We start from the raw sequence: 23,067 nt of genomic DNA on the forward strand, positions 1-23,067 counted from the left end.
TTATTCTATTATACATAAAAGTACCCCATAGAATAGGCTTTTTTAAATTGTCTATTCTATAGGGTACATTTTATTCAGTAGTGGGTTTTATGTTTAATACTATAATTATATAGTATAACTTATCCTTGAATTTTTCTAACAAATTAATACTTATGTATCCATACTATTTACTCAAAAAATCAAGCGCAAATTGTACATGTAATGCAGTACCATATTTCATGTAGTCTTCATCAATCTTAAATTTTTCATGATGTGGGAAATATATAGCTTCTTTTTCCTCATTTCTATAACCTACAAATGCATAAACTCCTTTAGCATGCTCAAAATAGTATGGCATATCCTCTGACCCCATGAATTTAGGTAGGATTTTATTTTTGCCTTCTCCAAATACTTTTGTTGCTGACTTATCTGCTATTGCTGCTAAGTCTTCATCATTATATAGACTTAAGGCACTTTCTTCTATTCTTACATTAACTTTAAGCTCATAAGCCTCTGCAATCGCTTTTGCATGTCTTTTTATTGCTTCGTGAGCTATTTCTCTAACTTTGGGGTTAAAGTATCTCATAGAAATATCAATATCTGTATATTTAGCAACTATATTTGCCTTTGTTCCACCAATAAACTTTCCTACAGAAAGCACTATTGGATCTTGAGCATTAATATTTTTAGTTACTATCCCTTGAAGGTCTGTAACAAAAATACATGCAGGATGAATAGTATCCTTAGCCATATGTGGAACTGACCCATGTCCTGATACTCCTTCAAACTTAACATAAATAGTATCACATCCTGCCATTCTATATCCAGGTTCAATATTTACATATCCAGTCTCTAATTCTGGCATTCCATGCATGCCAAGACATGCATCTACCCCATCCATTCCTCCAGCTTCAATTATTTTTTTCGCACCTGAGAATGTTTCCTCTGCCTCTTGGAAGAAAAATCTAACTTCACCACAAATCTCATCCTTCATTTCAGATAAGATTTTTGCAGCACCAAGTAGCATTGAAGTATGAGCATCATGACCACATGCATGCATTAACCCTGGGGTTTTAGATTTAAATTCAACATTTGTTTCCTCTTTTACTGGAAGAGCATCTATGTCACCTCTTAAAGCTACTGTTTTACCACTTTTCCCACCTTTTAATGTTGCAATCAAAGATGTATTTCCAGCTTTCTTATATGGTATTCCAAGTTTATCTAATTCCTTCATAATCTTTTCTTGAGTTTTAAATTCCTGACCACTAAGTTCAGGATTTTCATGTAAATCTCTTCTAAAATTAATAATGTAATCTTCATTTAATTTAGCTTTATCTAATATGTTTGACATAATAAAAACTTCCTTTCTATTATATTTTCATAAACATTCATATGTAATTTTTGACTATAATTAAGCTACCTTTCTCTTACTACTTTCATTTCTCTTATTTTTAGGTACAAGTGCTAATACTGCAATTAGTGATATGGTTCCCGCAATTACACTAACTCCCAATCCCCAACCAGCTGATAAATTCTGAGCTGTTTTGTCACTCATAATAATAGCTGTTGATACTGCTCCAGAAATGGCTACACCAAAACTACCTCCTAAAGAGCTTGCCATTTTATAAATACCTGATGCAGAACCTGCTTTTTCTGCTGGTGCATTTCCAACTGCAGTATTAGTAGATGGCGTAGCATAAAATCCAAATCCAGTGCCCATGATAGCAAGACCGACTACAACAGCTGTATAATAAGCAACATTAGGTAGGAATGTTAGTGTCATTAAGAAAATTCCTGCAGCAGCCATTAATGTACCTATAGACATTGGCAAACGTGCTCCTGTCTTAAGCATAACTTTTTCTCCTACGCGAATTGTTGAAACTATAGCAACTAAATAACTAATTGTTAACAGTCCACTTTGGAATGAACTTAAGCCACGTGTTGTTTGAACGTAAGGCATTAATATAAATAGACAACCTGCACACATATTAAGTAAGAAATTTGAAATTACTGCTGCATTATAACCTTTGCTGCTAAATAGTGATAAATCAACTAATGGTGCTGAATTTCTGCTTTCTATAAATAGGAAAATACCAAATAGAATTACAAAAGCAGCTATTAATGAAAGAATAATTGGATTTGTCCATCCGAGTTGTCGTCCACGAGTAACAACTAAATTTAATGAAAGTAATGCTAATACTAAAGTAATAATTCCAAAATAGTCAATGTTTCGTTTTTCTCCACTAGTAATTTTACTTTCTGGAGTACCATTTACTAAAAACATACCAATTAATGCTGCTGGGACTGTAATCCAAAATAACCATCGCCAGCTTAATGCTGATACAACTGCACCTCCAAAGAAGTTAGCAACACCACTGCCACCCCAAGAAGCTAAAGACCAAAAGCTAAGAGCACGTGGACGAGCTTCACCAGGATAATAGGCATTTATAAGAGCTAAGGTTGCTGGCATAATAAATGCGCCTGATAATCCTTGAATGACGCGACCCACAATAAGAAGTGTAGCTCCCTGAGCTATAGCACAAAGTATGGAACCAATAATACTTAAAATAAATCCGATTTGAGTTATCTTAACTCTCCCAACTCTGTCAGCGATACTTCCTGCAGTTACAATGCTAACACCACAAATTAATGCAGTAATACTGACTGCTGTACTAACAATGGAACTTGAAATTCCTAAGTCACTAGTAAGTGGTGGTACACCTGCTGTTATAGCACTTGCAAATAACCAATAAGTTGCAACACCTAGAATCATTCCAAATAACAAACGATCGTTACCTTTATAATTTGCCATATGTTTTCCTCCTAAACCTTTTTTTATTTTTTATTTACTAGATTTTAATAACAATTGCTTGAAAAGTGCTTAAATACTGAATACGCTCACTATATATATACTTAATTTAAAATTATAATTTGTGAGCAATTTCATATTATACCTATTCATTAGAAGTTAAAATAGCTTTTCTTCCAACGTTTCTACCCACACCTTTAATTCAATTTTTTATTACGTTAGGAGGCTTTTTTTCTTACTAAACGTAAAAAGAAGTTAAAAGTACTATTTTCCTTTTAACTTCTCCTCTGCAGAAAAAATATATAAATCTTGTGTAAACATTCCTTCATTTACAAATGTATTTAGGTTCATATTTGGATTCTTATCTACTATAGATTTTAGTATATATAGACCTAGTCCTCTATCTTCACCTTTTGTAGAATATCCTTTATTAAAAATTTTATCCATATTCAATTCTTGTTTCTTAAATGTATTTGCAACTGTAATATTTAAGTTATTATCAATTACCTCCACATAAATTTCTAATTTTTTATGTTCATTTTTTAATATTTCCTCTAATGCATTTTCTAATATTATTCCCATAACTCTAGAAAATTCCATTTCTGATATATTACATTCTTTTATTTTCCCTATAGTTATTAAGCTTACTTCTATATCTTTCTTTATGCTTAACATTATGTAATATGAAAGAATAGATTTTAATGGGATATAATTTATATCTTTTAAATTTAGGAAGGCATCATAACTTTTATCCCCTACCACTTCTCTACTTAATTTATCTAATAGATCATTTTCTTTTAAGTTATCCATTCCAATGCCTAAAACTATGTTTTTATAATCATGTTTAAACTCTCTATATTTCTCCACTAACTTCTCTATGGTATCTATGTATAGGGTTAATTCCTTAATCTTCTTTTCTTTTTCGTTTAATTCTAATTCATCTTTTATATTCTTAATGTCGAGTTTATTATTTATGATGTAAAACATTAAAATAAAGAAATTTATCGAAACAAATATGATTAGTTTAATTCCATAGTTAATATTTAAATCATTTATTATTTTTATCAATATATTAATTAGAATGATTATATATATACCATTAAAATTTCTTTCTTCAACATTATCATCTGGAAAGCTTAAAGGGATATATGTCCTAAACAATCCAAATGCTAATAATATTGCTAAATAAATTAATATAAAACTGTAATTAATAGGATGTAACAAAATATTAAAATTAAATATATCTGCAATATTTATTCTATATCCTAAAATAAGCACTATACCTGAACTCATATAATAGGAAATGAGAGTAATTAACTCTACAAAAAAGGAAAGTTCCAAATTCCTTCTGAAATTCTTGCCAATGCAGAAATAAGTTATTATATAATTGCAAAACCATACAAATATAAATGATAAAAGGTTATCGGCTAAAAACTGCATTACACTTGGTTTAATAAGCATCACTATTATTATTGCAATAACACCCTTAAGTTTAATATTTATCTTTTTATCAGAAAAAGTATAAATGAGATAGGTTTGAGCTATTGTGGTTGCTACTGTGTAAAGCATGATCGTATCTCCTTCTCTCTTCTCTTAGAAACAATCTCCCTTATACCACCGGTAAGAACTACATATAAATCCTCATTAACATTTTCAATCATTTTAATATGTTCTTTATTAACAATTATACTTCTATGAATTTGTATAAATTGATTTGAAAGTTCTTCTTGAATTTCCTTTAGAGTTAAATTCACGCTTATTTCATTATTTATTGTATATATAATAATCTTCTTTTTGCTCTTATCAGTTTCAATACAAATAATATCTGAGGGCTTTATAATAAATACATTTCCACCAACCTTAAATATTAAAGATTCATTCTCAATCTTATCTTTATAAATTTTAATATATGTATTAAGTGCTTCTCTTATCGAATTTTCCATGTCAAAGCCTTTGTCTATAAAGTCTAATATTTTCAGCTTATATTTAAATACGCTTTGCATTTGATGAACATAAGAAGTAACATATATCATTTCTCCTTTATATTCATCAATATTTCTTATCTCTCTTCCTAGCATTAACCCATTTTTCTCCTGTTTCAAATCAATGTCCAAAATATAAAGGCAATCTTCATAGGATTTTAAAGATTTAATATATTTTATTGCTTCTTCATACATATTAAATGCTTTGATATTACATTCCAATCCTCTCTCTTCAAAAACAAGTTTTGCTATTTGAGAAATTTTTACTATATATTCTTTTCTATCTTCACATATAATTATGTTCATAAAAATCACCACTTTACATTTTTATAATTTAATGATAACTCTTTTCTCAATTTTTGAAAATAAAAAGGAACTTACTACAGAAAAGAGCAAGTCCCTTGTTTTTTATTTTAAGTTTACATAATAACTTATTTACTTTATTTATTCTTCTTAAATAGTGATTTTACTGCTCGTTTTACCACATCAAAAAAGCTTAACGAAGAAACCATACGCTCTGGATCAACATAATTTCGAACAGTACGAAGTACCTTTTTTGCATCTTTTGAAGCAAAAGTATATGTACCATTTTTCTTTGTTCTGATTGCATATCTTGGAATCCATTTTCCTTTGAACATTACAGATGCAATGATATAGTCAACCTCTTCCCAAGGAATTTGAATAAATTTGCGTGTATCACGAGAATTATAGAATTCAAAACCCTTGTCGCCAATCATGAGTTTACCATAATCTGAAAAACCCGTAAACGCTGTTGCTTCAATTACTAGATCTACTTTTGTATTGAGTGATTCAACCATCCGATCTACCTCTTTTCTACTTATACAAAAATTTATTACTACTATTATATATTCTTTATATGTTACTATCAAGTGTTTGAAAGTCGATAGACTTAACACATATCTTACCAATTTATATTATTAGTATTGTAACAATTATTTTTTACTCTACTTTAACTACTCGATATGTTAATAAAAGCCCAGGCTAAAAGCCTAGGCTAAATTTAAAATATTACATTAATCCGATTAAGTGGAAAACAATACCAATTGCGAATAATCCAAGAATCATTACGATTGGAGATACTTTCTTCTTAAGTAACCACATACAGATAAGTGTGATTAATAATCCTGCAAGTCCAGGAATTAATGAATCTAAGTTACCTTGTAAAGTTGTTACCTTAGTATCAGTTAATGCCATACCTGATCCTTGTTGTAATAGAGCTTGTTGGATTCCTGCAGCTCCATCAGGAAGCTTGCTCCAATCAATGAATGCTCCATCACTTAATTTAACTGATGATACTACTGGTGCAAATCTAACAGATACCCATCTGTTAACTAATGATCCTAATATGAACATACCAAGGATAGATGCTCCTTTTGTAATATCTTGTAATAAACCACCAGTTAAATCTTCACTGATACGAGATCCTGCTTTGTAACCGAACTCTTGTGTATACCACATAAATGCCATACGAATTATGTTCCAAGCAAAGAAGAATATGAATGGTCCAACAATGTTACCGCTAATAGCAAGTGAAGCAGCTAATGCTCCTAATATTGGTCTTACAGTAAACCAGAATACTGGATCTCCGATACCAGCTAAAGGTCCCATCATACCAACTTTAACACCTTGAATAGTTGCGTTATCGATTGGTGCACCATTTGCACGTTCTTCTTCTAACGCTAGAGTTACACCAATAACTGGTGAAGCTACATATGGATGAGTGTTGAAGAACTCTAAGTGACGTTCCAACGCTGCAGTTCTTTCTTCTTTAGTCTTATATAATCTTTTGATTGCTGGAATCATTGCGAATGCCCAACCACCGTTTTGCATTCTTTCATAGTTCCAAGAACCTTGAAGGAAAGCTGAACGCCACCAAACAGAAATACGATCTTTTTTAGTTAATTTTAAATCTTTTGCCATTTTCGTCCTCTCCCTTCTTAGTATCTATCTATAAGATCCCCTAATGGATCTCCAGTATTTGAACTTCCGCCGTTGCCGCCTTGTTTACTTAGTGCTAAGTAAAGAAGAGCTAAAGCAACACCTAAAGCACCTAATCCGATAAGTGTAATTTGTGAAACTGTTGCTAATACAAAACCTATTGCAAAGAATGGCCATACTTCTTTTGTAGCCATCATGTTGATTACCATTGCATAACCAACAGCTACAACCATTCCACCACCGATTGCTAAACCACCTGTTAACCAACCTGGCATTGAATTAAGTAATGAACGTATTGGATCAGCACCAATTGCTAATATTAAAGCTGCAGGTATTGCTATACGTACACCTTGTAAACATATAGCAGCTATTTGCCACATTTCAACAGCTCTGATATTTCCTTCTTTTGCAGCTGAATCCATGAAGTGTACAAATGCAGTAGCAATAGTACGGCAAATAATTGTTAATAATAAACCTGCAACTGCTAGAGGAACAGCTATAGCGATTGCTGAAGCAACTCCCTCTTTACCTTGACCACCAAGAACTAAAATAATTGCGGATGCAACAGATGCTAATGCTGCATCAGGTGCTACTGCAGCACCGATATTTGCCCAGCCTAAAGCGATCATTTGAAGAGTACCACCTAGGATAAGGCATGGTAATAAATTTCCTGTAGCTAAACCGATTAATGTACAAGCTATTATTGGTTGATGGAATTGGAATTCATCCAATATACCTTCTACACCAGCTAGAAATGCTACAATAATGACTAATATTATTTGAATTATATTTAAAGTCACGATTATTAAACCTCCTTTTGTCTAAATAATTAGATTTCTTAAATAGTTAAATTATTTAAGTTTTGCTAATTCTTCTTGTGCTTTTTTTAGTATTTCGTCCATATTTCCTTTTGAATCATTTGGTACTTTACGAACGTCAAAGTTTAGTCCAGCTTTTTTAAGCTTATTGAATGTATCAATATCTACTTGATTAAAAGCAAGTACTTTGTTTGGTTGAACTTTACCTAATGAGTGAGCCATTGAACCAACATTGATTGTCTTCAAAGGTACTCCACCTTCTACTGCTCTTAGTACATCCTCTGGATTTTCAAAAAGAAGCATAGCACGTTGTCCACCAAAATGTTGATCATCTTTTGCAAGTTTGATCATATGATCTACTGGTACAACATGAGCTTTAACCCCTGGAGGAGCAGCTTGTGTGATTAAGTTCTTACGAAGTTTGTCTCTTGCAACATCATCTGACACTACAATAATACGTGTAGGTTGCATAGCTTTTGTCCAAGCAGTTGCTACTTGTCCATGAAGCAAACGAGAGTCGATTCTAGCTAAAACATACTCGAATGATCCAGGTGCACCTGCATTAGATTGTTGAGCTGAGGCTTGTGGAGCTACACCAGTAACTGGTTCTAATGTTTCTGGTTTAACCTTAATTCCTTCTTTAGCTGATGTTAAAATTGATGCTGCAATTTCATGTGCAGATTCATTTGAAAGACGTAAACCATAAGCTTCAATCAACATTGGAAGATTTAAACCAGCTACAATAGCCCATTTATCTTTGTGTTCTTCAAATAGAGAGTTTGCTTGGTTGAATGGAGTACCGCCCCAAAGATCAACTAAGAATAAAACCTCATCTTGCTTGTCAAAAGATGCGATTGCTTCTTTCATTTTTGCTTTTAGATCATCAGGTCCTTCACTTGGCATCAACGTAACAGCTTTAACGTTTTCTTGTTCTCCGAAAATCATCGTACCGGATTGCAAGATGCCTTTAGCAAATTCACCGTGACTAGCAAGAATAATTCCTACCATTTTTACTTATACCTCCTAATTTTTATTTGCTACAAAAACAAAAGGCATGAGCATTATAATATAAAACAAAATACATATTGTTTAGATTTCATCATACTGTTTGCACACTGAATTAAATTAATTAAAAAACATCATAATACCCTTATAAAACTGTACAAAAAATAGTGAATACAAATCAATATTAAATTGTTTTATTTACTATGATAACGCCTAGTTGAATTAGTAACATGCTAGATATTATTATTTATTATTACTCTGCAATCTACTTAGGAACCGCTATTTAACTACTCCTAACTTGACTACGTTTTCATAATAGCACTTTTTTTTATATAATTCAAGGTATTAAATCATATTATTTTATATTATTTTATATTGTTCAATATTTGTTAATATTTTTGCACCAATCGCCTTGAAATTTTCATAATATTCCAAATATAGATAATTTTCTATCTTTAACTTTCATTTTAAGCCTATTCTATTAGGCTTAAAAAAATATGACCGCTTGCAAATAGCTATTTAAGTTACTTACAAACGGTTGGGGGGAGTTCTGAAATAATTCACAATTAGGGTTTCTAATACCTATAAAATTTAGTTAAAAGTTATATACTAATTCTATTTCTTTTTAATGGCTACACGCCATACCTCTGGTCCTTGTTCAAGATATTCCCATTCAAATTGTTCAGTATATTCCGCTAAAAATTGGTAATGTAGTGGTCTTGGATCATGGTCATTTAATAACTCCATTTCTTCTCCACTCATTAGGTTATTAAAAGTATCAAATATTCTAGTATGCTTTTCCCTTGGTGGATATATACGTGCATCTACTTGTGCTTTAAATCTTGACATAGTTCTACCTCCGATATAGATGATTTATAGTATATATATTATAGATAAATAGAGAAACTTTATGTGATTTCAATCACATATGTGCATTATATATCTTATTAAAATTAGAACAGTTTTTGTTGCCAATATAAATCGATTGAACTTAGCCTGAAAAAGTGTTATGCTATCAAAGTTAAACTTAATATAATGTCTTTACTATTTAAATAACAAGTGTAACATTGCAATTTAAAAAATATATTGAAGAGCTTATTTTTATAGGCTCTTTTTTAGTAATAAAGAGAGGTAATAACGTGATAAAAGTTGATAATTTGTCCTATTCGTTCCCCCAAAAAGATTTATTTAATAGCATTTCATTTACATTAGAAGATGGTAATCATTGTGCTTTTATAGGAACAAACGGCAGTGGAAAAAGTACACTGATAGATATAATTATGTATCCAGAAAAATATATGTTCGATGGTAGTTTAGAACTATCCCCTAATTGTAGAATTGGTTATGTAAGTCAATTCTCACATTTGGACAAGATAAAAGAAATTACAGTTTTCGATTATATTGCAGAAGAATTTATTAAATTACAAAATGAAATAACATCTATTTGTACTGAAATGGAGACATCTTCTGATATTGATGCTTTACTAGAAAAGTATCAACAAACTTTAGATGCATTTGATGCAATTAATGGTGCTGACTACGAAAACAACATTAATAAAAGCCTAAATCTTGCAAACTTAATAAAGTATAAAGATTTAATGATATCTGATCTTAGCGGTGGGCAATTCAAGCTTATTCAAGTAATTAAGGAAATGCTCAACTCTCCAGACCTAATGATTATGGATGAACCCGATGTGTTTTTAGACTTTGATAATCTTAAAGCTCTTAAAGATCTAATTAATTCACATAAAGGAACAATGTTAATTATTACACACAGCAGATATCTATTGAATCATTGTTTTGACAAAATTATTCACCTAGAAAACATGGAGATTCAAGAGTATGACGGAAACTTTATTGATTATAACTTCTCATTACTCGAAACAAAGATTGAATTACAAGAGCTAGCTGCTTCTGATAATGAAGAATTTGAGAGAAACGAAAAGTTAATAAAAAAACTAAGAGATATAGCAACTGATAATGCTGAAGCTTTTAGAGGGAGAACCCTAAGAGCTAGAGTTAAATATCAAGAAAGATTAGAAAAACGTATGATTAAAGCACCATTTGTAGATATTAAACAACCGAATATACGTTTATCTACATATAATGTGCCCGAAGAAATTGTTGCTTTAAAAGTTAATGATTATAGCATCTCCTTTGACGATTTGCTTCTAGAAAATGTTAACTTTGAGATTAAATCTACAGATAAAATAGCCATTATCGGTTCAAATGGTACAGGTAAAACAACCTTACTCCAAGAAATATATAAAAATAATCATGATTCTATTGAAATAAATGAAAATGTTAAAATAGCTTATTTATCTCAGCTTCAAGGCAAAACACTAAATGAATCTAATACGATACTTGAAGAATTTTTTGATGCTGGCTTTAAAACTTATGATGATATTAAAGCACATATTTTAAACTATGGTTTTGAAGAAGAAAGCATTAATCAAAAGATAGGGTCCTTATCTGGTGGAGAAAAGAATATACTTCAGTTGGCTAAAATTTCTGATAGTAAAACAAACATGTTACTACTAGATGAACCTACAAGTCATTTAGACACTTATTCACAAATAGCACTAGAGAAAGCCATATCAAACTATCAAGGCGCAATACTTATGATTTCGCACGATTTCTATTCTATCGTTAATTGTATGGATTATGTTTTAATCATTGAAGATAAGACAATTAGAAAAATGAATATGCGAAAATTTAGAAAGATGATTTATACTAAGCATTTTAACTTAGACTATTTAGAAATTGAACAAAAGAAAAAATTAGTTGAAATAAAAATAGAATCTGCTTTAAAAAATACTGATTTTACACTTGCAAAAGCCTTATTAGAAGAGTTAGAAGCACTGATTAAATTACTCTAAATTTAGTCTTTAGTAACAGGCTCACGACCTCCCCATCTAACATCAGGACGGTCTATATAATTTCATAATTACTGAATGCTTGTAACCAATAAAGCCCTGGACTAATTAATTAGTCCAGGGCTTCATTACTATTATACTTATCTTTATGATAATGAAAGAATAATCTTATATAGAACATATCCTATAGGAAATAAAATGAATATAAATCCTAAAATTATTGAACTTGTATTAAATAAAGGTTTTGATACACCATTTTTTGTATCCATCTGCTTTAAGTATATTTTATCCATTGCTACCCCTGTACCACCAATAATTATGAGAGATATTCCTATAAAACAACTAAATGCAATAACAATTCCAATTATAGCCGCTAAATACGGTAAAATAAAAAAGAACATCAGTCCACCTCCATTAAAATCTATTCAAAATAAATACTCCTGCAATCAAATAGCACAAAGTAATTAAAATACCCACCCACATGTGTATGGCTGAAAGTAACCAATAACCAACTTTTACTTTTTTATCATCGGTATCGAAAAGTTTGCTCATCTTCATGCCTTTATAGCCTCGTACTATTGCAATGATAGCCAGAACTAGAGCAACTACAAGTGCTAAAAGAATAAGTGCATTTCCTAGTTGTATCATCTTTTTCCCCCTTTTGCATAAAAATTACTTTTATTTCGGATTGATATATCTCCACAATATATTGACAATCTGTATTTTTCATTTTTCTATAAGGTTAATTTAACTGCCTAACCATTACAACATAGTATTTCATTATATGAATAAAGTGGAAACTTAAGAAGGGTTATTAGAAAAGAACATGATTTTTATAAAAAAATTTATTAAAGTGAAATGAAAAATCCACGACAATTCTGTTGTGGATTTATATGGTGGAGACGAAACATGACTTTTGAAATTCAAAATAACTTTCCAAAATTATTTAAATCACTTCACTACTTGTGCATTCATTTTACTTTTGCCATAACTTTAACGCAATATTCTTTTACACCTATAACACCACTACTTTTATATACTTTATTTAAATCACTACCAATTCCACTACAATCTGCTCCAGCTTGTATCCATTCACTTATATTATCCTTATTTACTCCACCAGTAGGCATTATATTAATATCTGGAAATATTGATTTTGCTGCTCCTATAAATCCTTTTCCAACAACACTTCCTGGAAATAATTTTATAAATCTTAATCCTAATTTATAAGCTTTATTTACTTCTGACATTGTCATTAGACCTGGAATTATTAATGCCTTTCTTTGACTCGCATAACTTATTATTTCTTCATCAATGCAAGGTGAAACAATAAAATCAGCATTATTATTGATGCACTCATCTACAGCATCTTTAGTTAAAACAGTTCCTGCTCCAACATACGTACCTTTATATGCTTCTTTTAATTCTTTTATGAGCTTAGGTGCATTAGGTACACTCATAGTTATTTCTATAATCTTCATTCCACCTTCAATAGCTGCAATACCAATTTCCTTTGCCTCTTCATATGTGTTAGTTCTAATAACAGCTACTGCTTTTTCTTCTTTTAAAGTATTATAAATTTCTTCAAACATTATTTACACCTCACCTTTTATTTAAGGTTATTCTATCGCTCTATTTTTTTAGCTTGTCCTAAATGTACTAAAACATCATCATAATAGGGTAGTCCATCATTATCACCTTCGACGCCAACTACTAGGGATCCAACTGCATTTGCAAATCTAACACAACTTTCTAGTGTTTCACCTTTAAGTAGTGCAGTTAAAAATCCTGCCGCAAATCCATCTCCTGCCCCTACTGTATCTACTAACGCTTTTGGTTTAATAGCCGGAACTTCATAAACATTTTTACCATCTGAACCTATTGCTCCTTTTGCTCCTCTTTTAACAATAACTTTCTCTATTCCATAACCGTGAAAAGTTTCTATTGCATTTTCTATATTAGTATCTTCTAATAATAGTTCTACTTCTTCATCTCCTATTAAGAGAATATCAACACTAGGTAAAATCCTTTGTATAAAATATTTTGCTTCTTTTTTTGTCCACATTTTCAATCTAATATTAGGATCAAAAGATACCTTTAAATTTAATTTCTTTGCTAATTTTACTGCTTCTATAATCACACTTTGGTTATTTTTATTAATTGAAGGAAAAACTCCTGTAATATGAAGTATTTTTGCATTCTTAAAATATTCTTCATTCAAATCTTCTGGGTTCATTGTACTTGTTGGAGATTTCTCTCTATAATAAAATGACCTACTAGACCCATCAGATAAAACTTCTCTAAAATATACTGATGTTTGATATCCATCTACAAGCTTAACTTCTGATATATCAACATCTTCTCCTCTTATAGTCTTTAAAATATACTTTCCAAAATCATCATTTCCTAGTCTACTTATCCATCCAGATTTCAATCCTAATCTTGCACAACCTATTGCAACGTTCAATTCTGCTCCTCCTACTTTTCTTTCAAAAGTATTTGAAAACATTATTGGTCCTTTTTGTATAGGACACATTGCAATCATTCCATCTCCTATTGTAATTACATCCATTGAGCGTACACCTCTTTCATATGCCGAAATATTCCTTAGCATTGTTGTAACATATACCTTGAACAATATTTTTTAATAATTTTATATTATCTGGTACTTCACCATTTTCAACCCATTCTCCAATTAGATTACAAGCTATTCTCCTAAAGTATTCATGTCTTGTATATGATAGGAAGCTCCTTGAGTCAGTTAACATTCCAACAAAACGGCCTAATAATCCCAAGTTAGCTAATGCTTTCATTTGCTCAATCATTCCATCTTTATTATCATTAAACCACCAAGCTGCACCAAATTGTATTTTCCCCGGAATTCCATCCCCTTGGAAGTTTCCAATCATACTGCCTAAAACATAATTATCCTTTGGATTTAATGTATATAAAATTGTTTTTGGAAGAGAATTTTCTCTTTCTAGTGAATCTAATAGTCTAGAAAGGGGGTAAGCTATGCTTTTATCATCTATAGAATCAAAGCCAGTATCTACACCTAAACTTTCAGCCATTTTTGCATTATTATTTCTAAGCGCCGCAATATGAAGTTGCATTACCCATCCAAGCTTATAATAATGTTTAGCTACAAATCTAAATGTATATGTCTTATATTTCTTTTCTTCTTCTATACTTATAACCCTACCGTCTAGCGCTTTTTTAAATATATCTGTCGCCTCTTCTTTTGAAGCTTCTGAATATACTACTGTATTGTTGAAGCCATGATCTGATATTCTACACCCAACTGAATGAAAAAACTTTATTCTTGATTCAAGCGCTTGTAAAAAATCATCATAGCAGTTAATAGTAACTTCAGATATCTTCTCAAGATCTTTTACCCATGAAATAAAGCCATCAGAATTTATATCCATTCCCTTATCTGGTCTAAATGTTGGCAATACCTTTACATTAAAGCTTTCATCTTCCTTAATTTTCATATGATATTCCAATGTATCAATAGGATCGTCTGTTGTACATAAGAATTCAACATTTGACCTTGTAATTAAGTCTCTTACTCTAAAACCTTCTCCACTAAGTAATGCATTAGCTTTTTCCCAAATTAATGGAGCAGTATCTTCATCTAGAACATCATTTATTCCAAAGAATCTTTGAAGTTCTAAGTGAGTCCAATGATAAAGAGGATTGCCTATAGCCATAGGTATTGTTTTTGACCAAGCTAGGAATTTCTCATAATCACTTCCATCCCCTGTGATATATTTTTCATCTATCCCATTACTTCTCATTGCTCTCCATTTATAATGATCCCCGAATAACCATGCTTCAGTAATATTATTAAATTTTTTATTTTCATATATTTCTTTTGGATTTACATGGCAATGGTAATCGATAATAGGCATTTTCTTTGCGTAGTTATGATATAAATCTATTGCTGTTGTATTAGATAATAAAAAGTTTTCATCCATAAATTTTTTCAAATTAATCATCCTACTTTCAAACATTTTTTTTGACCAATAGCTAGCATCTGTAATAGTCCATCTTCTTCAATTGAAAGATAACCTCTGCTCGCTCTTGGACGGGATGCCCCTTGATTTGGTATATGTTCATCTGAAAAGTTATGCTTTATACCCCTGAATATGCGTTAAATCCACCATCTACAGGAATTACAACGCCTGTAACAAAGCTGGCTGCTGGTTTTGAAAGTAAGAATAATAATGTTCCTAAAAGTTCTTCACTTTCCCCAAATCGTCCCATTGGAGTACTATTTAAAATTTTAGTGGTTCTATCAGAAGGTTTACCATCTTCATTAAATAATAAATCTCGATTTTGTTTAGTTACAAAGAATCCTGGTGCAATAGCATTTACACGGATACCTGACTTAGCGAAATGAACTGCAAGCCATTGTGTAAAGTTACTTATTGCCGCCTTAGCTCCTGAGTAAGCAGGAATTTTTGTAAGTGGAGTAAATGCATTCATTGATGAGATATTTACAATGCTTGTATCTTCCTTCCCTAACATATCCTGAGCAAATACTTGTGTAGGTATTAATGTTCCAAGGAAGTTTAAGTTAAATACAAATTCAACACCCTTAGGATCCAAGTTGAAGAATGTAGTAATATCGCTCTTATCTATATCTCCATTAAAATAATATTCATTAGTTGTTGTTGCTCTAGGATTATTTCCACCTGCACCATTGATTAAAATATCGCAAGTTCCAAAGTCAGCAGTAACTTGTGCTCGTGCTGCTTCTAAACTTTCTTTATTAAGTACATCAACTTCATAAGCTTTTGCTATATTACCAGACTTTGTGATTTCATTTGCATAATTTTGTGCATTCTCAATGTTTTTATCTAAAAGAGCTACCTTAGCTCCACACTCAGCAATTGCAATAGCAAACATACTACAAAGTACTCCGCCAGCTCCAGTAATAACTACTACCTTGTCCTTTAAATCTATTTGAAACGGTATTTTCATAATTATTATCTCCTCTTAAAATTTATAATTATTTCAATTTTCCAAGTGTCTCCCATATACCTGTAATATAACTTGCACCTAATGCACGATCATATAATCCATATCCTGGTCTACCAGTTTCGCCCCATATCATTCTTCCGTGATCTGGTCTTAAATAACCTTGAAATTTATTTTTATGTAAAATCTGCATGATTTTAACAATGTCAAGTGAACCACAAGCTGAGAAATGAGCTGATTCCTCAAAACTTCCATCATCTAATATTTTTACATTTCTTACATGCATAAAGTGAATTCTTCCTTGTGCGCTATATTTATCAATCATTTGATAAATATCATTTGATTTTGTACATCCTAATGAGCCTGTACATAATGTTAATCCGTTATTAGGACTATCAACTAGTTTTAAAAATCTATCTATATTGGCTTCACCTGTTATTATTCTTGGAAGACCAAATATATCAAATGGAGGATCATCTGGATGTATTGCCATATTTATATCATTTTCTTTTGCAACTGGAATAACTTTTTCTAAGAAATATTGCAAATTCCCCCAAAGTGTTTCTTTATTAATCTTTGAGTACTCTTCAAATAAAGCTTTTAAATCTTCTTTCTTATAACTAGAATCCCATCCTGGAAGAGCTAACTCACCATTCAACGGATCCATTTTTTCAAGTTGATCTTTGTAATAAACAAGTGCTGTTGATCCATCTTCTAATTCTTTATCAAGCTGAGTTCTTGTCCAATCGAATACAGGCATAAAGTTATAACAGATAACTTTAACACCAGCTTCAGCTAATCTTCTAATATTTTCATTATAGTTTTCTATATATTTGTCACGAGTAGGCTTTCCTAGCTTTATATCTTCATGGACCGGCACACTTTCAACTATATCAAAGACAAGACCTGCCTCTTCAACATCTTTTTTTAATTTTGCTATACTTTCTCGGCTCCATACTTCTCCAACTGACACATCATAAACAGCTGTAACAATGCTTCTCATATTAGGAATTTGTCTAATATACTTTAATTTTACAGGATCATTTTCTCCATACCATCTAAATGATAATTTCATAATAACCACCTCTTATTTAAATTATCTTTTCGTTATTTCTATATCTAAATTATACCTTTCTATTTATAATATTTATTGTTTTTCTTGCTTGAAAAATAACAAAAATTGCTATATTGTATACTTATAAATTTTTTAGGAGGAGTCATGGATAATAACATACTAGAATTTACATCAAGACAAGTGATGAATTCACCTGATTTTGAGTTTTTTCACTATTCAGATAAACATTCATTAAATGTTGAATATCATAATCATGACTTTTATGAGATATTCTTTTTTATCTCCGGAAGAGTTAAATATATTATTGAAGGAAAAACCTACAATCTTAGACCTAACGATATTCTTCTAACTAACAATAGAGAGCTACATAAACCTGTAATTGAGAATGGAATTAATTATGAAAGAATTGTTATTTGGGTTGATCCAAGCTTTGTAAAAAAGATTGAAAATAATGAAACCCCTCTTACACTTTGTTTTGAAGATTCATCAAAACATCATTACAACCTTCTTCGTCCAAATATAGATCTTCTTCATATTATTAAGAAAATATATGAAAAGTTTGAAAAGTCCTACAACGGCAATGATTATGGTGATACTCTTCTTAGGCAAATCTACATAACAGAATTATTAATCTATCTCAATAGAGCATATTTTGATACATCTAAAGAAATTGAACTCGATATTGAGCAGAATTCGAAAATAAGCAATGTAGTACATTATATAAATGAAAATTTATGTGAAGATTTATCCCTTGACGCATTATCTCAGAAATTTTATATAAGCAAGTATCATCTAAGTCGTCAGTTCAAGCAATATGTTGGCTTTACTATACATCAATATATTAGTAAAAAAAGACTTATTATTGCCAAAATTCATTTGCATGATGGGGCTTCTATTGACTCTGCATATATTGAGAGTGGATTTAATAACTATCAAAATTTTTTAAAAGCTTTTAAAGATGAGTTCGGATTCTCTCCAAAAAAATATGTAAAATCACTTTCGGATAATAAATTATACGACTAGATATAAAAACAAATCTTCCGACTATATAAAACTACAGTCGGAAGATTTTTCATTATATTATGATATTATATGGTTACTTATTTATTTCATTATAATCTTGTAATCTATTTATATGAACTGCTAAATAAGTTAATTCATCTTTAGGAATAACTCCATCATAAACCTTTTTTATATAATCCTTTATTTTAAAAGAAATTTCCATTGCTTCTGGATATGATGTTGCTATTTGCTCAAACATGGCATCATTCTCATCTTTCAACATTTCATTATTAAAAAATCTTTCTGTAAAAAATTTAACATGTGTAATAAAACGCTGATAGTGAATCCCTTCAGTTTTTAGACTGTTACCAATTGAATACCTTACTAAGTTAACAATTCCACCTATCATTTTCGCATATTTCATGCTATCTCTTAAATCATTACTTTGTGATTGCGCATTAATTAAATGGAATGTAATATTAGCAGCCTCTTCCTCTGGAAGTTTAATACCTATTAAGTCATTTATAAGGTTTACTGCATATATTCCAATTTTAAATTCCTCAGAATAATAATTTTTTATTTCCCAATAAACACGGTTTGTTATATTAATATTCTTCTTTGCTCTCTCAACTGCAAAATTCAAATGATCACTTAATGTAAAATATATGCTCATATTAAGCTTAGAATCTAAATCCTTTTCAGCTTTTGAAACAATTTTTTGAGTTATTTCAAGATATATTGGGGGAATTGAATCTAATAATTTTAAATATTCATTTATTTGGATGCTTTCCACAGGCATAAAAATTTGATCTACAACCTTCTTTTCAACAATGTCTCCATTTTTTTTATTATAACCTATACCTTTTCCAAAACAAACGAATTCTTTATTATTCTCGTCAATAGCTAAAATGACACTAGAATTAAGCACTTTTTTTATTTTCATAATCATTCCCCCTATTTTCTTTATTCTAAAATATCTCCATTTGTTTTTATAACATTTTTATACCAGAAAAAAGAATCCTTCTTTAATCTTTTCAATGTTCCATTTCCTTCATCATCTTGATCAACATATATAAATCCGTATCTCTTGCTCATCTGAGAGGTAGAAACACTTATACAGTCAATAGGTGACCAGCTAGTATATCCTAGTAAATCTACTCCCATTTCCACAGCTTTCTTCATTTCTCTTATATGTTCCCTAAAATATTCAATTCTATATGAATCATGAATAGTTCCATCTTCTTCAATAACATCTTTGGCACCCATTCCATTTTCTACTATCATTAATGGAATTCTGTATCTGTCATATAATTCAATTAATGATATTCTAAGTCCTACTGGATCTATCTGCCAACCCCACTCCGTAGAAGGCAGATACGGATTTTTTACACCCATTATAGTGTTTCCTGATGCTTTTTCTTTAGTTGTATCAGCCGACTCTGTTCTTGACATATAATAACTAAAAGAAAGATAGTCAGCCGTATTCTTCTTTAATATTTCTTCATCATTTTCTTCCATTTTAATTTGAATTCCATTATTTCTTAAATTGGCTTTATATAATCTAGGATACTCTCCAAATATCTGAATATCAGCATGTACATGATTTCCTAAATTACTACTTAATGAAAGTAATACGTCTTCCGGATTGCAAGTATTAGGATATGTTGTAAGCTTTGTTAACATACATCCCATTCTACTATCTTTAATAATCTTTCTACATTCTTTTGTCGCTAAAGCCGCTGCAACATATTGGTGATGTAAAGCTTGATAAACAGCTTCATCAAGCTTTCCTTCTGGACACTTATCCGGAATAATTCCAGCAGTTGTAAATGGATGTCTGCCAACACTATCTATTTCATTAAATGTCAACCAATACTTGGCATATTCTCCAAATGACTCAAAACAAACTTTCGAAAACTTAACAAAATAATCAATTAATTTTCGCTCAACCCATCCATTATATTTCAAACTTAGGTTTAAAGGCATTTCATAGTGTGATAGTGTAACAATTGGTTCAATATTATATTTCTTAAGCTCTTTAAATACATTTTCATAGAATTTAATTCCTTCTTGATTAGGTTCACTTTCTTCACCAGTTGGAAAAATCCTTGTCCAAGCAATAGAAATTCTTAGGGCTTTAAATCCCATTTCAGCAAACAACTTAATATCTTCTTTGTAATTATGATAAAAATCAATTCCTCTTCTCTTTGGATAAAATTTTGTTGTTTTATCTTCTATGGCTTCCTGAATCATTCTTGAAGTAACCTTATTATGGCCTGCATAATCCTCGACACTTAAATTCGGCTTATAGCTAGCTACATCAGCTACTGACATTCCTTTTCCGTAAGCATCAAAGGCTCCTTCAACTTGATTAGCTGAGATTGCTCCACCCCATAAAAAATCTTCTCTAAACGACATTTTATACATCAACTCCAATCTAATTTATTGCAAACACATTATCTCTCTTGTTAACTTCTTTGCTTTCTATTGTTTCTATCTTAGCATCTGGTCTATTTGTAATAATTATTGCAGTTACTGGATCAAAACCTTCTGCAACAATTTTATCTAAGTCAAAGCTTAATAATAAATCTCCTTGTTTTACATTTCTTCCCACAGGTACTTCTGGATTAAAATATTTTCCCTTCAAATTCACTGTATCTAATCCTATATGAAATAAAATTTCAGTCCCATCTTCTGACTTCATAGCTAAAGAATGTTTTGTTTCAAAAATCATTTCTATTACACCATTCACTGGAGCGTATAATTCTCCCTTAGAAGGAATAATTGCAATACCTTCTCCCATTAATTTATTAGAAAAAACTTCGTCTTTTACTTCACTTAAAGGAATTAGTTTTCCTTCTAATGGTGCTTTAAATTTTTCTTTTTTATTTTGAACTTTTCCATCTTTATTATTAGTTACTTCTTCTTTCCATAAAACTGCTACTGCAATAAAAGAAACTACAAATGAAACAACTAATCCTATTATTGCATTCATTAAATTATTTGGTAATGTTTGAGAAATAAACATTGATAAGCTTGCTAGTCCAGGTCCTACTGCTACATATGCTTCTACAGCCTTTATTCCTAAAAATGCTCCTCCTGTAAAAGCCCCAATCATTACACCATAAAGAACACGTTTATGTAGAATTGTAACACCATATAATGCTGGTTCAGTAATTCCAAATAACGCTGATATACCCGCTGAGATAGATGTAGATCTTAATGTTTTATCTTTTGTACGAATAGCTACTGCAAAACATCCACCAGCTTCTGAAATATTATGTGCTAACGATGCAGCATTGTATATTAATTCTTTCCCTGATTGACCTAAAGAAGTAACAACGTAAGGAATCATTGCCTTATGCATACCTGTAGTAACCATAAATGGCAAGAATGCTGCTAAGATTGCTACTGCTATCCATCCAAATTTAGCAAAAATAAATAAGATTACACTTGCAAATCCTTGTCCAAAATTATAACCTAAAGGACCAAGAAGGAGTAAAGTTACTGGTACAGTTATAAGTAACGACATCATTGGAACAAAAAAGCTACGAATAACTTTTGGACTAATTTTATTAAAGAATTTTTCTAACTGTGAATACAATAATACGCACAATATTGCTGGGAAAACTTGATATGCGTAGTTTATATTTTGTACTGGTATATTAAAAAATAAAGTTCCATCTCCCAGCATCTTAGATAAATTAGGAGTTAAAAGTGCTGCAACAGCAGATACTGCAACTAATGGATTAACTTTCATTTTATTAGCAGTTGTAATAGCTACTAAAATCGGCAAGAAATATAATGGTGCATCACCAACAAAATTCAATACTTTGTAGGTCTGCGTAGTATTTGATAAAATACCAATCATGTTTAAAAGCATTAAAAGTGACTTTAAAATACCACCTCCAGCTATAGCCGGAATCAATGGTTGAAATACACTTATAACAAAGTCTAAAGCTATTGTACCTATTTTTCTTTTCTCTTTATTATTTTCTTTATTTACTCCTTTATCAGAAATTAGTTTTTTAATCTCATCATATACTTCAATGACATCATTTCCTATTATCACTTGGCATTGTACATTTTGCTTAATACCTAATACCTCAGGAATATTTTCAAGATCCTTCAATTTTACTTTGCTATTATCAATAAGAGAAAATCTTAATCTTGTTGAACAATGTTCAAGATGTTTAACATTTTCCTCTCCACCTACAGCCTTTAATATTTTTGATGCTACCTCTTTATAATTCATATTATTTGTCTCCTCTCATTAAATAATGGTTGCAGACTTTTTATTCGGCCAAGATAAAAAAGGACCCAAATAAACTAATATAATATTAGCTTATTCAAGTCCTGCCTGCATTACCAGTCACATGCCTGATATTTATATACTTTTATCTTATGAATGAAGTATAACATGGACCAAAGTAAACGTCAACATTTTTATAAATTATTTTTTAGTGTACGTTAAATTATTGTGTTACTACTAAAAAAGATGGGGTCATCTCACTAAATTGTAGCGTTTTATATTTTCGTGGTTTTTAAAGAACAATGATAAATTACATAAGTTACA

Annotated in this window: 21 protein-coding genes; 2 read left to right on the top strand and 19 right to left on the bottom strand. The window is 30.7% G+C overall.

From position 1 onward, the window contains the following. Positions 1 to 163: 163 nt before the first annotated feature. The 9 genes from L1S47_RS02735 to L1S47_RS02775 form a co-directional block, all read right to left on the bottom strand. On the bottom strand, positions 164 to 1,330 hold the full coding sequence (locus L1S47_RS02735; protein ID WP_238881975.1) for an amidohydrolase: 1,167 nt from the start codon (positions 1,328 to 1,330) through the stop codon (positions 164 to 166). A 60-nt stretch (positions 1,331 to 1,390) separates the two neighbouring features. Continuing rightward, positions 1,391 to 2,791: an MFS transporter gene (locus L1S47_RS02740; protein WP_238881976.1), complete on the bottom strand. Its 1,401-nt coding sequence runs from the start codon at positions 2,789 to 2,791 to the stop codon at positions 1,391 to 1,393. A 261-nt stretch (positions 2,792 to 3,052) separates the two neighbouring features. Further along, a complete protein-coding gene (locus tag L1S47_RS02745) occupies positions 3,053 to 4,357 on the bottom strand; it encodes a sensor histidine kinase (protein WP_238881977.1) in 1,305 nt (434 codons plus the stop codon). Continuing rightward, positions 4,342 to 5,076: a LytTR family DNA-binding domain-containing protein gene (locus L1S47_RS02750; protein ID WP_238881978.1), complete on the bottom strand. Its 735-nt coding sequence runs from the start codon at positions 5,074 to 5,076 to the stop codon at positions 4,342 to 4,344. Before L1S47_RS02750 ends, L1S47_RS02745 begins: the two co-directional genes overlap by 16 nt. Before the next feature lie 134 nt (positions 5,077 to 5,210). Continuing rightward, a complete protein-coding gene (locus tag L1S47_RS02755) occupies positions 5,211 to 5,588 on the bottom strand; it encodes a DUF956 family protein (RefSeq protein WP_202768168.1) in 378 nt (125 codons plus the stop codon). Between the two features lie 211 nt (positions 5,589 to 5,799). Continuing rightward, positions 5,800 to 6,711 carry a PTS system mannose/fructose/sorbose family transporter subunit IID gene (locus tag L1S47_RS02760; protein WP_238881979.1) on the bottom strand — a complete coding sequence of 304 codons (912 nt, stop codon included), beginning with the start codon at positions 6,709 to 6,711 and terminating at the stop codon, positions 5,800 to 5,802. 17 nt (positions 6,712 to 6,728) lie between these two features. Continuing rightward, entirely contained in the window at positions 6,729 to 7,529 is an 801-nt protein-coding gene (locus tag L1S47_RS02765; protein ID WP_238881980.1) for a PTS mannose/fructose/sorbose transporter subunit IIC, read from the bottom strand. A 51-nt stretch (positions 7,530 to 7,580) separates the two neighbouring features. Then, positions 7,581 to 8,555 carry a mannose/fructose/sorbose PTS transporter subunit IIA gene (locus tag L1S47_RS02770; protein WP_238881981.1) on the bottom strand — a complete coding sequence of 325 codons (975 nt, stop codon included), beginning with the start codon at positions 8,553 to 8,555 and terminating at the stop codon, positions 7,581 to 7,583. 612 nt (positions 8,556 to 9,167) lie between these two features. Next, on the bottom strand, positions 9,168 to 9,401 hold the full coding sequence (locus tag L1S47_RS02775) for a DUF2249 domain-containing protein (RefSeq protein ID WP_238881983.1): 234 nt from the start codon (positions 9,399 to 9,401) through the stop codon (positions 9,168 to 9,170). A 290-nt stretch (positions 9,402 to 9,691) separates the two neighbouring features. Between L1S47_RS02775 and L1S47_RS02780 the strand changes: the two genes are divergently transcribed. Next, positions 9,692 to 11,431: an ABC-F family ATP-binding cassette domain-containing protein gene (locus L1S47_RS02780; RefSeq protein WP_238881985.1), complete on the top strand. Its 1,740-nt coding sequence runs from the start codon at positions 9,692 to 9,694 to the stop codon at positions 11,429 to 11,431. Between the two features lie 143 nt (positions 11,432 to 11,574). Here L1S47_RS02780 and L1S47_RS02785 read toward each other — a convergent pair whose 3' ends face one another. From L1S47_RS02785 to uxuA, 7 genes are all read right to left on the bottom strand, one after another. Next, positions 11,575 to 11,829 (bottom strand): hypothetical protein, encoded by a 255-nt coding sequence (locus L1S47_RS02785; protein WP_238881986.1) that lies wholly within the window; start codon positions 11,827 to 11,829, stop codon positions 11,575 to 11,577. A gap of 13 nt (positions 11,830 to 11,842) precedes the next feature. After that, positions 11,843 to 12,076 carry a hypothetical protein gene (locus L1S47_RS02790; protein ID WP_238881987.1) on the bottom strand — a complete coding sequence of 78 codons (234 nt, stop codon included), beginning with the start codon at positions 12,074 to 12,076 and terminating at the stop codon, positions 11,843 to 11,845. Positions 12,077 to 12,399: 323 nt separating this feature from the next. Beyond that, positions 12,400 to 13,020 carry a bifunctional 4-hydroxy-2-oxoglutarate aldolase/2-dehydro-3-deoxy-phosphogluconate aldolase gene (locus tag L1S47_RS02795; RefSeq protein WP_238881989.1) on the bottom strand — a complete coding sequence of 207 codons (621 nt, stop codon included), beginning with the start codon at positions 13,018 to 13,020 and terminating at the stop codon, positions 12,400 to 12,402. 32 nt (positions 13,021 to 13,052) lie between these two features. After that, complete coding sequence (locus L1S47_RS02800) at positions 13,053 to 14,000, bottom strand: sugar kinase (protein ID WP_238881990.1); 948 nt, start codon at positions 13,998 to 14,000, stop codon at positions 13,053 to 13,055. Between the two features lie 16 nt (positions 14,001 to 14,016). Beyond that, positions 14,017 to 15,420 carry a glucuronate isomerase gene (uxaC, locus tag L1S47_RS02805; RefSeq protein WP_238881992.1) on the bottom strand — a complete coding sequence of 468 codons (1,404 nt, stop codon included), beginning with the start codon at positions 15,418 to 15,420 and terminating at the stop codon, positions 14,017 to 14,019. 145 nt (positions 15,421 to 15,565) lie between these two features. Then, positions 15,566 to 16,417 carry an SDR family oxidoreductase gene (locus L1S47_RS02810; RefSeq protein ID WP_238881994.1) on the bottom strand — a complete coding sequence of 284 codons (852 nt, stop codon included), beginning with the start codon at positions 16,415 to 16,417 and terminating at the stop codon, positions 15,566 to 15,568. A gap of 28 nt (positions 16,418 to 16,445) precedes the next feature. Then, positions 16,446 to 17,489, bottom strand: a complete 1,044-nt coding sequence (uxuA, locus tag L1S47_RS02815; protein WP_238881996.1) for a mannonate dehydratase — start codon at positions 17,487 to 17,489, stop codon at positions 16,446 to 16,448. 144 nt (positions 17,490 to 17,633) lie between these two features. Here uxuA and L1S47_RS02820 point away from each other — a divergent pair, with 144 nt between their 5' ends. After that, complete coding sequence (locus tag L1S47_RS02820) at positions 17,634 to 18,512, top strand: AraC family transcriptional regulator (RefSeq protein WP_238881998.1); 879 nt, start codon at positions 17,634 to 17,636, stop codon at positions 18,510 to 18,512. A gap of 73 nt (positions 18,513 to 18,585) precedes the next feature. Here L1S47_RS02820 and L1S47_RS02825 read toward each other — a convergent pair whose 3' ends face one another. From L1S47_RS02825 to L1S47_RS02835, 3 genes are read right to left on the bottom strand one after another with little or no spacing between them, the layout of a single operon-like run. Next, positions 18,586 to 19,434 (bottom strand): PRD domain-containing protein, encoded by an 849-nt coding sequence (locus tag L1S47_RS02825; protein WP_238882000.1) that lies wholly within the window; start codon positions 19,432 to 19,434, stop codon positions 18,586 to 18,588. A 20-nt stretch (positions 19,435 to 19,454) separates the two neighbouring features. Then, on the bottom strand, positions 19,455 to 20,909 hold the full coding sequence (locus tag L1S47_RS02830; protein WP_275297773.1) for a glycoside hydrolase family 1 protein: 1,455 nt from the start codon (positions 20,907 to 20,909) through the stop codon (positions 19,455 to 19,457). A 19-nt stretch (positions 20,910 to 20,928) separates the two neighbouring features. Next, positions 20,929 to 22,746: a beta-glucoside-specific PTS transporter subunit IIABC gene (locus L1S47_RS02835; protein ID WP_238882004.1), complete on the bottom strand. Its 1,818-nt coding sequence runs from the start codon at positions 22,744 to 22,746 to the stop codon at positions 20,929 to 20,931. Positions 22,747 to 23,067: the final 321 nt, after the last annotated feature.

Source organism: Clostridium sp. YIM B02551 (assembly GCF_022324735.1).
GTDB lineage: Bacteria > Bacillota > Clostridia > Clostridiales > Clostridiaceae > Clostridium_T > Clostridium_T paridis.

Excerpts from the sequence above, each read along its gene's own strand:
- L1S47_RS02735 (WP_238881975.1), bottom strand. The coding sequence starts at position 1,330 with ATGTCAAACATATTAGATAAAGCTAAATTAAATGAAGATTACATTATT.
- L1S47_RS02740 (WP_238881976.1), bottom strand. The coding sequence starts at position 2,791 with ATGGCAAATTATAAAGGTAACGATCGTTTGTTATTTGGAATGATTCTA.
- L1S47_RS02745 (WP_238881977.1), bottom strand. The coding sequence starts at position 4,357 with ATGCTTTACACAGTAGCAACCACAATAGCTCAAACCTATCTCATTTAT.
- L1S47_RS02750 (WP_238881978.1), bottom strand. The coding sequence starts at position 5,076 with ATGAACATAATTATATGTGAAGATAGAAAAGAATATATAGTAAAAATT.
- L1S47_RS02755 (WP_202768168.1), bottom strand. The coding sequence starts at position 5,588 with ATGGTTGAATCACTCAATACAAAAGTAGATCTAGTAATTGAAGCAACA.
- L1S47_RS02760 (WP_238881979.1), bottom strand. The coding sequence starts at position 6,711 with ATGGCAAAAGATTTAAAATTAACTAAAAAAGATCGTATTTCTGTTTGG.
- L1S47_RS02770 (WP_238881981.1), bottom strand. The coding sequence starts at position 8,555 with ATGGTAGGAATTATTCTTGCTAGTCACGGTGAATTTGCTAAAGGCATC.
- L1S47_RS02775 (WP_238881983.1), bottom strand. The coding sequence starts at position 9,401 with ATGTCAAGATTTAAAGCACAAGTAGATGCACGTATATATCCACCAAGG.
- L1S47_RS02785 (WP_238881986.1), bottom strand. The coding sequence starts at position 11,829 with ATGTTCTTTTTTATTTTACCGTATTTAGCGGCTATAATTGGAATTGTT.
- L1S47_RS02790 (WP_238881987.1), bottom strand. The coding sequence starts at position 12,076 with ATGATACAACTAGGAAATGCACTTATTCTTTTAGCACTTGTAGTTGCT.
- L1S47_RS02795 (WP_238881989.1), bottom strand. The coding sequence starts at position 13,020 with ATGTTTGAAGAAATTTATAATACTTTAAAAGAAGAAAAAGCAGTAGCT.
- L1S47_RS02800 (WP_238881990.1), bottom strand. The coding sequence starts at position 14,000 with ATGGATGTAATTACAATAGGAGATGGAATGATTGCAATGTGTCCTATA.
- L1S47_RS02810 (WP_238881994.1), bottom strand. The coding sequence starts at position 16,417 with ATGAAAATACCGTTTCAAATAGATTTAAAGGACAAGGTAGTAGTTATT.
- uxuA (WP_238881996.1), bottom strand. The coding sequence starts at position 17,489 with ATGAAATTATCATTTAGATGGTATGGAGAAAATGATCCTGTAAAATTA.
- L1S47_RS02820 (WP_238881998.1), top strand. The coding sequence starts at position 17,634 with ATGGATAATAACATACTAGAATTTACATCAAGACAAGTGATGAATTCA.
- L1S47_RS02825 (WP_238882000.1), bottom strand. The coding sequence starts at position 19,434 with ATGAAAATAAAAAAAGTGCTTAATTCTAGTGTCATTTTAGCTATTGAC.
- L1S47_RS02830 (WP_275297773.1), bottom strand. The coding sequence starts at position 20,909 with ATGTCGTTTAGAGAAGATTTTTTATGGGGTGGAGCAATCTCAGCTAAT.
- L1S47_RS02835 (WP_238882004.1), bottom strand. The coding sequence starts at position 22,746 with ATGAATTATAAAGAGGTAGCATCAAAAATATTAAAGGCTGTAGGTGGA.